At 48.5% G+C, this 14,387-nt stretch carries 12 protein-coding genes; 5 read left to right on the top strand and 7 right to left on the bottom strand.

The window, feature by feature from the left end; all coding sequences use genetic code 11:
• Window positions 1-398 precede the first annotated feature (398 nt).
• The 3 genes from FTO70_RS08470 to FTO70_RS08460 all read left to right on the top strand — a co-directional run bounded on the left by FTO70_RS08470 (window position 399) and on the right by FTO70_RS08460 (window position 3,555).
• Window positions 399-692 carry a hypothetical protein gene (locus tag FTO70_RS08470; RefSeq protein ID WP_255335316.1) on the top strand — a complete coding sequence of 98 codons (294 nt, stop codon included), beginning with the start codon at window positions 399-401 and terminating at the stop codon, window positions 690-692.
• Window positions 693-758: 66 nt separating this feature from the next.
• A complete protein-coding gene (locus tag FTO70_RS08465; RefSeq protein WP_255335315.1) occupies window positions 759-992 on the top strand; it encodes a hypothetical protein in 234 nt (77 codons plus the stop codon).
• Between the two features lie 133 nt (window positions 993-1,125).
• On the top strand, window positions 1,126-3,555 hold the full coding sequence (locus tag FTO70_RS08460; RefSeq protein WP_255335314.1) for a DUF3160 domain-containing protein: 2,430 nt from the start codon (window positions 1,126-1,128) through the stop codon (window positions 3,553-3,555).
• Between the two features lie 493 nt (window positions 3,556-4,048).
• Here the strand turns inward: FTO70_RS08460 and FTO70_RS08455 are convergent, their stop codons facing one another.
• The 6 genes from FTO70_RS08455 to FTO70_RS08430 form a co-directional block, all read right to left on the bottom strand.
• Window positions 4,049-5,269, bottom strand: coding sequence for a homocitrate synthase family protein (locus tag FTO70_RS08455; protein WP_255335313.1), 1,221 nt, complete (start codon window positions 5,267-5,269; stop codon window positions 4,049-4,051).
• A gap of 406 nt (window positions 5,270-5,675) precedes the next feature.
• A complete protein-coding gene (locus FTO70_RS08450; RefSeq protein ID WP_255335312.1) occupies window positions 5,676-6,500 on the bottom strand; it encodes an NAD(+)/NADH kinase in 825 nt (274 codons plus the stop codon).
• 1 nt (window position 6,501) lies between these two features.
• Window positions 6,502-7,305, bottom strand: a complete 804-nt coding sequence (locus FTO70_RS08445; RefSeq protein ID WP_255335311.1) for a bifunctional fructose-bisphosphatase/inositol-phosphate phosphatase — start codon at window positions 7,303-7,305, stop codon at window positions 6,502-6,504.
• A 72-nt stretch (window positions 7,306-7,377) separates the two neighbouring features.
• The gene (locus tag FTO70_RS08440) at window positions 7,378-8,385 is read right to left on the bottom strand and encodes a type II glyceraldehyde-3-phosphate dehydrogenase (protein WP_255335310.1); all 1,008 of its coding nucleotides are present in this window, start codon (window positions 8,383-8,385) and stop codon (window positions 7,378-7,380) included.
• A 433-nt stretch (window positions 8,386-8,818) separates the two neighbouring features.
• Entirely contained in the window at window positions 8,819-9,007 is a 189-nt protein-coding gene (locus FTO70_RS08435; RefSeq protein WP_255335309.1) for a CooT family nickel-binding protein, read from the bottom strand.
• 729 nt (window positions 9,008-9,736) lie between these two features.
• Window positions 9,737-10,618, bottom strand: coding sequence for a DUF89 domain-containing protein (locus FTO70_RS08430; RefSeq protein ID WP_255335308.1), 882 nt, complete (start codon window positions 10,616-10,618; stop codon window positions 9,737-9,739).
• Between the two features lie 341 nt (window positions 10,619-10,959).
• On the opposite strand from FTO70_RS08430, the gene FTO70_RS08425 reads away from it, so the two are divergent.
• Window positions 10,960-12,477, top strand: coding sequence for an alkaline phosphatase family protein (locus tag FTO70_RS08425; protein ID WP_255335307.1), 1,518 nt, complete (start codon window positions 10,960-10,962; stop codon window positions 12,475-12,477).
• A gap of 197 nt (window positions 12,478-12,674) precedes the next feature.
• The gene (locus FTO70_RS08420) at window positions 12,675-13,655 is read left to right on the top strand and encodes a cation diffusion facilitator family transporter (RefSeq protein WP_255335306.1); all 981 of its coding nucleotides are present in this window, start codon (window positions 12,675-12,677) and stop codon (window positions 13,653-13,655) included.
• Between the two features lie 52 nt (window positions 13,656-13,707).
• Here the strand turns inward: FTO70_RS08420 and anfO are convergent, their stop codons facing one another.
• A complete protein-coding gene (gene anfO, locus FTO70_RS08415; protein ID WP_255335305.1) occupies window positions 13,708-14,337 on the bottom strand; it encodes a Fe-only nitrogenase accessory protein AnfO in 630 nt (209 codons plus the stop codon).
• Window positions 14,338-14,387 lie beyond the last annotated feature (50 nt).

The raw sequence follows: 14,387 nt of genomic DNA, 5'->3' as shown, positions 1-14,387 counted from the left end.
CTCTCTTTTTTCATCACTTTGCAGAACCCCGGACTCTCACCGGTCTGCCCGCACGACCGGCATTTCCATGAAGTACCTGAAGATCACAATTAAAAACTAACTTGAAAATCAAACTAAAAGACAATCTCAAAAATACTCAAAAACAAAGCTTGGAAATAAGGGTTAAAAAATACACCTAAAAACCCCACTAAAAAACCATGCTAAAAACCCAAACCATGATAAAACCCCACTAAAGAATCACTTTTTAGATACACGTTTAAGTTGGGCAGAAAGTGAAAAGAAAGTTCACCTTAATGTTCGATTTCTACTTTTTTACTTTAGTCTTTTTCGGGAAAAAGCCGGTTGCACAAGCGCAACCGATGAGTACGCCGGACTCTATCTGATGAGCTCGATTTTACATGGTTACACAAACAACCAGGAAAAAAGGAGCCAGAAAGGAAAAAAGGAAACCAGAAAAAAGCCAGAAAGGAAGCAGAAAGGAAGCAGAAAGGAAGCAGAAAGGAAATCAAAAAAGAATCCAGAAAAGGAAATCAAAAAGGAAATCAAAAAGGAAATCAAAAAGGAAATCAAAAAGGAAATCAAAAAGGAAACCAGAAAGGGAAAGACTGGGGAATTATTTTTTATCGCAATTAGTAGGCCTGTTTTATCAAAAGCATAACTTCGAATCATTTCGAACCTTAATAAAAATATAAATGTTTTGTGAAAAAATACATAACCAAAGAAAACAATTTAGAACAAGGGTAAAGAAGGTTCGTTTTGTGCGTGAGACCGATCCACAGAAAGTGTTCGAAGTCAAAAGGGGAAGGGAAAGGGGAGAAAGTCGGTTGACTAGAAAATTCCAGGTTATACTGGCAACAATGGCTATGTTGCTTTTTATTGGTACGCTCCTTAACATAACCAGCAACCCGCTCCTATGGGGCACGGGGACTGTGACAGCTTTATTTATGGTCCTGCTTTTCACCATGGACCCTCTGAATCCTGGTGAAAAATAAAAGGTATGCTGGAAAGCCGGTTCTTTTTTTCAAGGATTAAACATTTAAGGGGGAACTTTTTAAATTATTTAAATGTTTTTAAATATTTTTTACGATTTTTTAATTAGACTCCGAGAGGTTGGGGTGACAGGTGATGGATCGGAAAATCAGAATCACTGCAGTTTGCTTGATGCTTTTGCTTTTTACCTTTCTTTGCGGCTGCATTGACCGGGGAACAGATCAAGAAGAGCAGGAAGAAAAGGAAGGTCAGGAAGGACAGGAAGGACAGGAAGAGCAGGAAACAGACAGTTCTGCCGCAGGCAAACTGGAAACCGAAGCTGTAACTTTTTCTGGGGCCGGGGACCGAAATATCCTTTTTCCCGTAAACTACAGTTTAGAAGCCCTTGATATCGAATTAAAGGTTCCTCCTTATGAACTGCCCCTGAAAGAAGCCGGAATCTCAAACTACGAAAGCTTTTCAGGAAAAATCCCGCTGGACGCACAGGCGCTTGAAAAGCTGAAAACTAACGGTTTTGTGGTAATCAAAAACCCCTACAACCCCGGGGAAGAAGACATAACTTCCATGTACGTAACATTGAAAGAAGAGGAGGTCCCGGTTTTTATCACATCCGATTCCCTGCTGCACCTCTACCACATCCAGTTTGATGAGACCCTGCGGCAGGTAGAGGAGCGGGAATTTTACGACCTGCTCTGGGAAATAAATAGGGCCCTGCTGAATGCATCCGTGGAGGAGTACAACAGCGCAAGCTCATCAGACGCAAGCTCATCAGACGCAAGCTCATCAGAAGTAAAGGAAGCTGCCCGGAGAAATGCTGCCTATTTTGCCGTTGCCCTGAGCCTGCTCCAGCCGCAGCCGGAACAGGTCCAAAAGACCGATGAGCCCTTCTCTGAACCCTACTCCTCCGAATACGATGAGTCCCTTTTTCCTGCCGGGGCAGAAGAAAAGTATCAGTTTGAGGTCCCCGGGTTTGTGAAAGAAGAGGTCGATTCCGAACTGGCCCTCATCGAAGGGCACGCAGGCTTTGCCCCTTCTCCGATTTTCCTGTACGAAGAAGATTACTCCCAGTACGTGCCCAGGGGCCATTATACCCGTTCGGAGATGCTGAAAAATTATTTCAGGGCCTTCATGTGGCACGGCAGGGTGAGCATGCTCCTCAAGGGCAAACTGATCCAGGCCGGGGACCCGGAAAAAGAAGCCCGCATCCAGACCATCCAGGCCAGCCTGATCGCCTCAGAGCTCGAAAATGAGCCGGAACTCCTTGAAAAATGGGACAGGATCTATTCGGTTACGGCGTTTTATGTGGGCTTTTCGGATGACCTGGGGCCCTACGAATATATGGAAGCTATGGATTCGGTGTTCGGAAGCGGGGACAGGGAGTTTAACAAGACAACAGTCGGAGAACTGAAAGCCAGACTTGCGGAATACCAGGGGCCCCGGATCTACGGAGGCACAGGAAACTGCATTATAGAGCCGCCCTTCACCCCGGCACAGGCCGACGAATGCCTGGAAAACACCCGAGGATTCCGCTTCATGGGGCAGCGCTTCATCCCTGACTCTTACATGTTTTCCAACCTTGTGGGAGCATACACAGGCGAATACAGAGGAGACCTGGAAACTCCATTTACGCTTGTGATCTCAGGAGCAGGCAGGCCGATCCGTGGTTTTCCGCGCGGTCTCGACACCATGGCCCTCCTGGGCTCGGAACGGGCAGGGTACTGGCTTGACGAACTGGACGATTCCGAGTACCGGAACTACAGCAGCCAGTACGGCAAGCTCGAATCGGAGTTTTCGAATTTCAGCGCCGCCGAATGGAACCGGAACCTTTACTGGGCCTGGCTTTACTCGCTTCAGCCCCTCCTGAAAACCTACGGCGACGGCTATCCGACCTTCATGCAGACCGGAGCCTGGCAGGATAAGGAGCTGAGCACCTCCCTTGCCTCCTGGACCGAACTCCGCCACGACACGATCCTCTATGCCAAACAGAGTTACACAATGGTCGAGTCCGCAGCTCCCATGCCCCCGGAAGAAAGACCTGTTGTAGGCTATGTGGAACCCGTACCTGAGTTTTACGCCCGGCTGCTGGCTCTGACGAGGATGACAAACCAGGGCCTGGAAGAAACGGATGTGCTTGACTCCTCTTCGAAAGCAAGGCTTACGAGCCTTGAAGGCACCCTGGAGAAGCTCCTGGACATCTCGGAAAGGGAACTTGAAAACGAAGAGCTGACAGAAGAAGACTACGAATCCATCAAGAATTTCGGGGACCAGCTTGAGGGTGTCATAGCCGACGTCGACGACAGGGCTAAGAAAACAACGATCGTAGCCGACGTCCACACGGACAGCAACACGAAAGCTGTACTCGAAGAAGGTGTAGGGTATGTTGACATGATAGTGGTTGCCTACAAACTCCCCGACGGCAGGGTCCTTATCGGGGCAGGCCCGGTCTTCAGCCACTACGAGTTCAAGCAGCCCATGGACGACCGCCTGACCGACGAAAAATGGAGAGAAATGCTGGAGGAAAAGCCGCCTGAAAGGCCGGAGTGGACCTCCACTTACGTTTCTTAAATTAAAAAAAGGAAGAAGAGGAAGAGGAAGAAGAATAGGTGGCCCATAGGTGGCCCTGTAGAAATCTAATCATAGTACATGGAAAGGCCCTGGTTTGTAGCTGGATTTAGTACTGATTTCAATCCTGGCTGTTGCTCTGTTAGTATAGAGAACCAGGGGCCTCACCGCTTGCGTAAGCGAGCGGCCTTTCCGAAATTGCTGAAAAAAAATTGATTGGAAAATAAACTGCCATTATTAACTTTTACTTTTATTTGACTCACTTCTCGTCAATATTCCGACTTTATATCTAAATTTCAGACCTTATATCTAAATTTTATATTTCCAAAATAACTTACATTGATTGAGGATTTCTACAGAGCCCTTATAAGAATAATAAACGACAGGAAAATTCCAATGTATCAAAAAGAAGTCTAATAATGCTTTTTTTCTTATGCAGAATATTTAGAAAAAAGTTAGAATGAATCGTTAGAAACATTCTCATTTCTTATACGTTTCAGATCGAAACCTTCTCTTCCCCTTCAGGCTTACCGGTTTTAGTTTCCTGCCTGACCTGAGTGATCAGCTTTTCGAGCTGTTCTCTGGAAATGCTCTTATGTTTTTCTTCCGTGCAGACCTTTACCTTATCGATCAGGGCACAGAGTTCATCCCGCTCAAGGCAGAAGCCAATGCTGTTAATGATGCCTTTTAGGGCTTTTGTGCCGGTGTGCTTGCCTACGACCAGGTTGCGCTTTCCGCCCACCATTTCAGGGAGGAAGAGTTCGTAAGTCCGCGGCTCTTCCAGGATTGCGGCGACGTGGATCCCGGACTCGTGGGTGAAGGCGTTTTGCCCGACCACGGCCTTGTTCACGGAAGGGGTTATCCCCGAATATTTGGAGACAAGCTGTGAGAGTTCCGTCAGTCTGGTAGTGTCATAGCGGTCGATCCCGTACTGCACCCTGAGAGCAACCAGCACTTCTTCTAAGGAGGCGTTGCCGGCCCTTTCCCCGATCCCGTTGACGGTGGTATGGAGCTGCTTTGCCCCGGCTTCGGCGGCTGCAAGGGTGTTTGCGGTAGCCATGCCGAGGTCGTCGTGGCAGTGGATGCAGATCGAAGTGTTAACGGTTTTGTAGATCTCGCTTACCAGGTAGTGGGTGGTAGTCGGGTTCAAAATACCCACGGTGTCGGCGAGGCTTACATACTGCACTTTATATTCCTTTTCCATTTCCAGGAAAGCCTGCTTGAGGCGGTCAATCGGGGTCCGGCTTGCGTCTTCGGCTGCAAAACGCACTTTTAAGCCGTGGTCCGTTGCATACTCAATGGTTTCCTTGGCGCAGCCGAGCATCTCCTCAAAGCTCCTGTGGTATTTGTACTTGAGGTGCATGTCGGACATGGCAATGAAAATGCTCACAATATCAACGTCGCAGTCAAGGGCAGCATCCACATCTCCTCTTACGGCCCTGGAGAGGCAGCAGATCCTTGAATTATAACCCTGAGCTGCAATTTCCTTTACAATCTCCTTTTCGTTTGCTGAGACTACAGGAAAACCGGCTTCAATAACCTCGACTCCCATGGAATTAAGCCGATTAGCTATTGCCAGCTTATGCTCCCGCGTGAATACAACTCCCGGAGTCTGCTCTCCGTCCCGGAGAGTCACGTCACAGATTTCGATATCGAGGGGCCGATAATCGATATAGTCCATCAGCGTGTTTCTGGAATACTGCTCGCTCTCTGACATGGTACTGCTTCCTGTGCTTTTCTGTATGTGAGGCATTCTTTTATTATTTATAATGATAGATTGGTGACTTACCCGGGAAACAACCCGAATGCTCAAATAAGGAATATCAGGGCTGAAAAGTCCTTTAGAAGTCAGAAAATGTGATACTTTTTAGTAAGATTAAGGATAGCTTAACCTTCATAGGTATAAATGTTTTCCTTGAAGGAAAATAATTTCCGGCGACAACATCTCCATCATTTTCACATCAGGAGGCCCCATTTTTCAGAATTTTAAGGGGCAGGAAAGAGAATATTTGATGTGCAATTATATAATTGAATGAAAATTAAATCAATAAAAAATGTGGGCTCTAGAAAAAAAATCCATAAGGATGAGAAAAAAATTAAATTTCCGGAAAAATGCTCCGGCATCAGGAAAGTTTCTTCTGGACCCGCTCATAAAAACAGGTATCCGAAGTCTTCACAAAACGGGCCGGGTATTTTGACCTTTTCAGTTTGACCACGTCATCCGGCCGGATCCGGTAGGACTTCTGCCCGTCAATGGCAATGACGGCCTCTTTGGAGATTGAAAGCCTTACCGTAATTTCGCTATCTGACGGGATGACCCAGGGCCTTGAGGACAGCTTGAAAGGGGCGATGGGAACGACCACTATCGCATTGACCCGGGGGTTTACGATAGGGCCTCCAGCGCTCATGGCATAGGCCGTAGAGCCGGTTGGGGTTGCAAAGACCACACCGTCCGCCCGCATCTCATCGAGCAGGCAGTCGTCCACGTAGACCTTGAACTGGATTATCTTTGCGGGTTTTCCTGACATGATCGCAACTTCGTTGGTGGCGGTCTCGAGCACTTCCCCGTTAAGGAAGACATCGACCCGCATCCTTTCGATGTAGGAAAAACCGTAAAGCACTTCTTCTATGGTCTCGATGGCTTCTTCCGGCTCCACGTCCACCAGGAAACCCAGAGTGCCCATATTGATCCCGAGTATCGGGAGGGGATCTTTCATCCTGGAAATATTCCGCAGGACTGTCCCGTCACCCCCCACACTGATGATAAGTTCCACTCCCTCATCCCTCATCCTTTCAACGGGCACCCCTTTGATTCCCAGCACATCAGCCGTGGAAGTGGAAACAAGAATTTCAACCATTGAGCTGAAGTGGTCGAGGATTGCCCTGACCATTTCAATTACTTCGGGCCTGTCGCAGCGCGACGCAATCCCTATTTTTTTGATAGACAAGTTATCCCCTTGAAAGAAGCTTTAGAAGTTTCCCGTGTACATGTCCGTTGGAAGCAACCATTTCCACCCTGCTCAGTACATTATCCGGAAGCCTTAAAGGATTTCCGAATCCGTCCGTGACAAGCCCGCCGGCCTCTGTCAAAATGAGCTGCCCGGCTGCAATGTCGGTCACGCGCAAAGCGTTTCTTACGTCAATAAAAGCGTCCAGCTTGCCCGAGCCCACATAACAGAGTTCGAGCGCCACACTCCCCAAGAGCCTGACCCGCCGGACGCTGCTGTAGAGCCGGGTTGTCCTCTTCACGTTCTTCCGGTAGCCGTACACGCTGATGCAGAGCTGTTGTAAGTCCTGCTCCCGGGAAGTTTCAATCGATTTTCCGTTCAGGTAAGCTCCCTTTCCGGCTTCTGCATAATACTCTTCCCGCACGGCAAGGTTGCTAACATATCCGAACTTCAGCTCGGAGAGGTCCGGGGACGTAACAGCTATCGAGACATTATAGAAAGGAATCCCGACCGAGGCGTTATACGTCCCGTCCAGTGGGTCCAGGACAAGAGCAAACTCCGGGGAATCACCTATCACAAGTTCGCCAAGCTCCTCGCTGATGATCTTCATGGGCCTGCCGTCGGCTTTCAGCACCTCAAGGATAGCGTCTTCGGCTGCAAGGTCGATCTCCGTGGTGGGGGTCCCGTCGGCCCCCATACAGACAAAATTGCCGGCAGCTTCTGTCCCTGCAAGGCCGGAAGTGGCATCCGAAGCAGCTTTAAAAGCTTCCCGGCAAAGTTTTAAAAATTCAAAATTCTGGGTCATAGAAAGGTCTGAATTTCAGGGCCGGGTCTCAAGCTTTCCGGGTCCCGGAAAACAGGAGCCCCTTTGAAGGGCTCAGAGCCCAAGTGCCCTGTTTGTTTTTTCGATGGACTTTGCACCGTCACTTTCCAGCTCCATCATGGCCCGGATGGCGTCCACGTTTTCAGGGACCACAATGGACTCCTGGTGGATAGCCTGGAAGAAGTAGAGTTCCCCTTCGTGCATGGTGATTGAGTCGGGCCAGACGCAGTTCTCCCACATATCGTTTCTGGGGCGCTTTATGTCCCTGGCAACTTCGATGATTTCGGCCGTGGAAGATATGCCCTGCCCTACGAAACGGACTCTGGACTGGGAGGCAAGCACATTCCTGACGTCTTCGGAAGTGCACTCGTTATTAAGCTCCATGTTCACGGTGTGCAGGTGCATGAGGGTCGTCGGGATTTTCATGGCTGCTGAGGTGATATTGATGTGAGGAATAACGGTCTTCACATCAGGCCCGTGGTGGGAAGGCAGCCTGATCGGGTCCGGCACGATTGCATTGATCGGCCCCTTCTTTACGTCGTTGGGGTCGGCTGACCTCCGGGCAAGGGTTACCCTGACCTTCTTTACCCCAAACGCTTTGTCGATGGGATAGATGACCCTGCAAAGCCCTGTGGTGTTGCAGGAAACCACCCTTACGAAGTCAAGGCCCAGGGCCCCTTCGTAGTTTGAGACAGCGTTAAAGGAATAACCTGCAAGCTCGTGCTCCTCACCGCCCTGCCAGATGGCCTTTACCCCGGATTTTTCGTACAGGGCCTTATTTGCTTCCCCCACCCCTCCGGGGGTACAGTCCACTACCAGGTCGGCTTTTTCTACCATTTCCTCAATGCTTCCGGCGGCAGGTATTCCTGCCTTTTCAAAGGCTCCGAGATTGGCGGCAGGGGCATAGATGTCATACCCGAGCTGGTGGGCCACTGCAGCCTCATAGTTAGGCTTTGTCTTGGAAATGCCTGTGATTTCCATGTCATCCTGAGCCTGTACGGCGTCTGCAACTCTTTTTCCAATTGTTCCGTAACCGTTTACTGCAATCTTTACTTTAGCCATTTATTATCCTGTCCTGTTTATCCTGTACTACCCAATCAGGAATTAATTTAAATTACTGAAAAATAAATTTTTTACGGATCTGTGATTCCGGGCAGCGGATCGCATAAATCCAGAATGCCTGTTGCAAACTACCCGATTCCTGACCTAAGATATTAATTTAATCGTTAAATACATTATGAAGCAAAGATAGCTTTCAAAAATCTCAAACCTTTGCATTGATGTCAGGGTAAAGGGAGATATACGGAACAGTTATTAATATTTTTGGAGAGGATTTTCCCAAAAAAGCCCATCGGATGAAATGAAGTTGAAAAAAAAGTAACGAAAGAAAAATAGGAACGCAGGCAAAGGGTAAGAAAATAGGAAAGCAGGAAAGTGAGGGAAGCAGGAAGGCAGGAAAAGGGCAAGAAAATAGAAAGAGTAAAAAATAAAAAATTCACTTTGCAAGGATCAGGGCTTCGCCGCTTGAAAAGTTAATCTCCTTGACTGAGCCTGCAACTGTCATTTGCTCCCCGAGAATCCCGGTAAGTTCGATTGAGTCTCCTTCCACAACGATTCTTGCGACGGAATCCATGACCTGTTCGCGGCTGTCTCCACGAAGCAGGATGACGTTCAGTTCACACATTTTCGATTTCTCCTTTAAATTCTGTTTCAGCCAGGTTGTGGCTGTATTTTATATTCAGTCAGATTTTATAGTGACTGTATTGTATTTGCTCCCCTGATAAATAAAAAGCTGCCGATTAAACCCCGGGTCGTCCACAGTTACATAGTTGGTGTTTTTGACCGAAAAGCAAAAAAGAAAAAAACAGCCAGCTCGAAATCCCGAATTATGACCTTAGAACCGGGACTTTTCACCGCTTGACTTAAAAGTACGATTTAATGACCAAAAATGTCACCTGGTTGACTGAGAAATGAATTGTGATGACAAAAAAGGCACCGTTTGACTGAATGAAAGAGTTCTGAAAAAAATACAAGGATCCAATTTGAAATTAGTGCACTGGCAGTCACAACCTGAAAAATACTCTTATTCGCGGCTCTTTTCGATTTCTTGCTGGCAATTTCTAAATTCTTTTAGGGAGGCGCCGCCAGGCAAGCTGGCGGGGTTATTCCTGTCATCACTTAGACTGAAAAAAGATTTTCGGGGTCAACGGAAGCACTTTACGGGAAAGCTGGTGGGGGTCCCCACCCCCATACCTTCCGGATTGAAAAGAGGTTTTCGGGATTAAGGAAAGTATTTTCCGGACCTTAGGGGGTATTTTCTATATCATTCAGGTTAATTATATTCCCAGGAATTCTATTCTCAGGTATTCATACAGGGAAAAACTCCTAAGGTATTCACACCGGGAAACCCTTCTCAGGGGAAGTTCATCAGTTTTGCAACCGCGAAGCCCTCCTCAAGCCCCATGTCTTCTGCCACGCATTCACATTTTGTGAGGAGCATATAGGCGATGGGCCCGAAGTTGTGTTCCGAGAGGGTCTCGTAGTTGGCCATGCCTTTGCTGATGATGAGGGTTGCGTCCTTCATGGCTTTCAGAAGTTCTTCGGGAGCTTCTTCAATCAAAACGCCCACTGCATTGGAACCGGTGGTTATGACTTTATCAACCTTTGTATCGATTTCGAACTCCCGGACCTCTTCCATGGTCACGTCGGTGAGTATGGGCCCCCCACGGACCACAAGGGTGATTTTCCCGCCTAACTTTTTGATCACGTCAAACACAAACATGTCAAAAAGTATCTCTCCGCAGTTGTCGGCGATATAGACAACATCTTCCAGAAGCCCGAGCATCTTAGGGGTGTCGTCCACATCAAGCCCCTGTTCAAAAAATTTCATAAAAGCACTTTCGAATTTGTCTTCACTTGCGTCAAACCCCATGATCCCGAAGTCAAAGTAGTTCGCAATCACCGAGGCCAGCACAGCCCTCTTGAAAAGTTCCCCATCGTCGGGGTTGCCTTCGTAAATCTTTTCTCTTGCAAAGGGCAGGACTTTAAGTGAAGCCTGGTTGATGAGTTTCTTTGTGACTGCGTAAGGGTCATTGTCTTCCAGGATTTCGTAACATTTCCGGTGGACTTTAGTGGCAACTGAGGCGGATACTGCCTCAGGGTGATAGTGTTTGTTCATAACCCCCAGGCATTCATGGAGGGTCTTGCTTATCAGGTCTTCATCGTCCGTGGACAGCTTTGACTGGAAGTGCACTCTGGAAAGCAGGCAGTAAGTACAGCGTGGGTTCATCTTCATGAGAACTTTTCCTGTTTTTTGGATTTTGGGGTAGATTTATCATGAATGTTAATTACTATTTGCGGCGAATATAATAAGAATTTACTCCACCTAAAGAAAAATAAACATTTAAAAAGCTAACTTAATTGCACGATAAAAAGACATTGAGATAGGGAGAAGTAAAGACATTGAGAAGTAAAGACATTGAGAAGTAAAGACACCGAGACAGGAGAAGAAAGCTATATCACTTCTGCAGCTCACTTCTGCAGCTCACTCCTGCAGCCGGCCTTAAACGGAAGCAGGAAGATATGGGCAGGCGGTGAAGGTAAATTCTTTATAGGTTTGGCCTAAAATAATTTCCAATGATCGGCAAAACCAGGAAATCCTCCCTTACGATACTTATTCTTCTTGCAGCCCTTCCCATCTTCCTTCCGGCTTTTTCAGCTCCTGCCTCAGCCCTGACCGAAGTGGAAGTAAACCCTGTAAACAGCCCGGCCGGCGCAGTCGTACTGATCGCGGACGGGATGAGCGCACCTTTCATTTATCCCGAACTGACCCCATACGCTATTGACGGCAACCCCCTCGAAAAAGCTCTTCTCAAAACCATTCCCGAAATCGGTGAAGACAGCGCCCGGGTGCTTGAGTTCCGGGCCCCCCAGACCTTTACAGAAGGCGGGCATTCAGTCCTGGTTACGGGAAATTCAAAAGCTGACAGCGAGATGGCGAGTTTCAGGGACGCAACCGTTTTTGATGTTTTGCACGGAGAAGGGTACCTCTGCATAGCGGTTATGGAAAAAGGGGATTCCTGGTCGATATGCTCCGAGCAGGACGCAATTCTCAGGGATAAGAACAACTCAATGAAAGACCTCCAGATCGTGCTAGAGCAGTACGACCACAGCCCCGAAGCTCCCCGGGTCCCACCGGGGCTTATAGCCCTCATGGAAGAGGAAGCTGGAAAAGCCCCGGGATACGTCAGTTCAAAAGAGACCAGGGAGAGGTACAGCGGGTATAACCGGTGGGGGCTTGATGCCGCCTGCGCAATTGTGGAGTACATGGCAGAAAACAGGCAGGGGCAAAAATACCTGCTCACGGTCAACGTGGGAGCCGTTGACATGAGCGGGCACTACCGGGGAAGTTACGGGTACATCGACTGCATTGAAAGCCTGGATGCCGAACTTGCCCCGCTCTACGGGCTCTGCAGGGAAAACAACATCGCCTTTATCCTGACAGCTGACCACGGGATGGGCTTTTCTTCAGAAGGTTCAAAGGGAGGGCACCAGTCCGAGAAATATTCGGTAACGGACGAAGCCCGGATGGTCCCTCTTATCGTGCATGCCAGGGATGTTGAAAGGGGAGTGCTCAGGGGAGAATTCGGGCAGGAAGATTTCGCCCCCACGCTGCTTGGAGTCCTGGACGTCCCCGAAAGGCCCCGTTTTGCAGACGGGGAACAGATCCTGCTTACAGGGCATGTAAACCTGAAAGTGGAACTCCCCGGGGAAGGGACTGCAGAACTCTTAAAAGACGGAAAGCTCATAGCATCTGCAGGTAACGACAACGAATTCGTATTCTTCGGGCTTGAGCCTGAATCTGCCTATACGGTCAGAGCCGCCCTTGAAAACGGAGACAGGCTTGAAGGAAAGGAAAAAGAAGTATTTCTGGGAACTGACTCCGTAATCGAATTCAATAAAAAAGGGCTGGACATGCAGGAGACAGTCCCCGGGAACGGGCAGGAGGATAAAACCGGGTCCCAGTCAGGGCCCGGAGGCGAAAGTACCGGCTTTTTCGGCATAGACCCGAAGCAGCTGATCGGGTACCTTTTCATAGGGCTGATCAACCTGGCCGGGCTTGTAATTATTGCGAAGGTACTGAAAAAACAATAAAAATCAACCAGATATAAAAAGTACAAATGTAGGGTTTTATTATATCTCGAAACGTATATAACATCTGTATATAGAACCTTCTTGAGATCGTAAAACCCGGGAAACCCGTCAGGAACCGTATGTAAACTTCCTGCCTGCAGGGGCAGGTGGAAAAAACGGCCTTCTGCGTCTATTCCCTGAAGCGGAAGTGTAGAAAAATGAATCAGGAGGAAAGGTTCAAACAGGCGGTGAGGGTTACAGGCGCCGGGCTGTTAGTGAACCTTGGGCTGACGATTTTTAAGCTATTTGCAGGAGTCCTTGGAAACAGTGCAGCGATGGTTGCAGACGCTGTCCATTCCCTTTCGGACTTCCTGACCGACCTGGTGGTGATCTTCGGATTTAAGATCGCACGGAAGCCCGTAGACAAAAGCCATAACTACGGGCACGGGAAGGTGGAGACCCTCTCCGCAAGCCTGGTCGGGCTCATGCTTTTCGTGGTAGCGGGGGAAATTTTCTATTACGGGATGCAGAAGATCCTGCTGGTCGCAAACGGAGGAAGCCTCGAACAACCGGGTATGATAGCTCTCTATGCCGCTCTTCTTTCAATAGTATCCAAGGAACTGATGTACCAGTACACGATCCGCCAGGCCAGGAAGATCAACAGCATTGCCCTGAAAGCCAACGCCTGGCACCACCGCTCGGACGCTTTTTCCTCGGTCTGCACAATGGCAGGGGTCGGAGGTGCCATTTTCCTGGGCGGCAGGTGGGTGGTGCTTGACCCCGTAATGGCAGTTATCCTGAGCCTCTTTATTTTCAAAGTCGGCCTGAAGGTCTCCTCAAGCAGCATAAACGAGCTGATCGAAGCTTCCCTTGACGAAAAAACTCTGGAAAAGATAAAACAGATCATCCGGAATACCGAAGGGGTCCGTAACTTTACTAACCTGAAAACCCGGAGGATAGGGAGCGAAATCGCCGTGGACGTGGAAATAAAGGTGGACAGCGCGCTGAACATCGGCGAAGCCGACAGGGTTTCCCTTCACGTAGAACACTCCCTAAAAAAAGTCTTCGGCCCCTATACATACGTCCTGGTAAAAGCCGAACCCGATGTCCCTGAGCCTCCGGCACACCCCGAAAAGACAGGCCGGTGCTTGAGGCATGAAAATGGGCCCGGGCCAGAAGAGCGGGAATCGGAAGAATGAAACGATCGGAAGAATGAAACCGGAGCTTCCGTTTCCGGACGAAACCCACCTTTTACTGAGTATGAACACGAACAATCCTGACGGTCTTTCTATTCCTCGACTCATTCACAGTTTCGTATTCAAATCCCATGACCCCTAAATCTGTGACAAACCATTTAGGAACGTGACTGCAAAAGACGTCCAGCCTGTTGAATTCTCCGTTTTTCAGATAGGGGATCAGAATTTTCTTGGAAGTCAACTCCGGGTTTTTAAACATGATCTCTTCTATGTTAATCGAAAAATCACCCTTGTTCTCACCGGGTTCCAGAAATTCCATAATATCGAACTTGTGGGGCTCTTCCTTCCGCTTCTCAATTGCCTCAAGCATGTCTTTTTTGATCGAATCAAGGACATCCAGCACTCTGCTGTCCACAAGGAATATGTCAAAGTCCGCTGCCTGAAAAGTACCGGACGCAATCCCCGGGATTTCACTTGCAACCACTACTTTTACATCTCCAAGCTGCTTTACGGCATCCCCCACAGCCATGCGTACCGCAGCCATACCCTTCGCATTGCAAACTTGATTTTCAAAGCGGTTCAGGACTTTCCATCCCCCGCCGTCTTCCTCATATACTGCAATGAATCCCGGTTCAAATATAGAAATCGTTCGCTGGTCATCGTTTTCCACAACTGCGATTTTCAAGGCACGTTCTCCTTCAGGTTTACAATTCATGATAATTTCAGGCTGTGATT

The sequence above is a fragment of the Methanosarcina sp. KYL-1 genome, from assembly GCF_024372725.1.
Lineage (GTDB): Archaea > Halobacteriota > Methanosarcinia > Methanosarcinales > Methanosarcinaceae > Methanosarcina.
The sequence above is the reverse complement of the archived record's forward strand: the minus strand, read 5'-3'. Positions and strand labels throughout refer to the sequence as shown.

Coding starts and splice junctions, on each gene's coding strand:
- FTO70_RS08440 (WP_255335310.1), bottom strand. CDS start 8,385: ATGGCTAAAGTAAAGATTGCAGTAAACGGTTACGGAACAATTGGAAAA.
- FTO70_RS08430 (WP_255335308.1), bottom strand. CDS start 10,618: ATGAAGATGAACCCACGCTGTACTTACTGCCTGCTTTCCAGAGTGCAC.
- FTO70_RS08460 (WP_255335314.1), top strand. CDS start 1,126: ATGGATCGGAAAATCAGAATCACTGCAGTTTGCTTGATGCTTTTGCTT.
- FTO70_RS08455 (WP_255335313.1), bottom strand. CDS start 5,269: ATGTCAGAGAGCGAGCAGTATTCCAGAAACACGCTGATGGACTATATC.
- FTO70_RS08445 (WP_255335311.1), bottom strand. CDS start 7,305: ATGACCCAGAATTTTGAATTTTTAAAACTTTGCCGGGAAGCTTTTAAA.
- FTO70_RS08420 (WP_255335306.1), top strand. CDS start 12,675: ATGAATCAGGAGGAAAGGTTCAAACAGGCGGTGAGGGTTACAGGCGCC.
- FTO70_RS08425 (WP_255335307.1), top strand. CDS start 10,960: ATGATCGGCAAAACCAGGAAATCCTCCCTTACGATACTTATTCTTCTT.
- FTO70_RS08435 (WP_255335309.1), bottom strand. CDS start 9,007: ATGTGTGAACTGAACGTCATCCTGCTTCGTGGAGACAGCCGCGAACAG.
- FTO70_RS08470 (WP_255335316.1), top strand. CDS start 399: ATGGTTACACAAACAACCAGGAAAAAAGGAGCCAGAAAGGAAAAAAGG.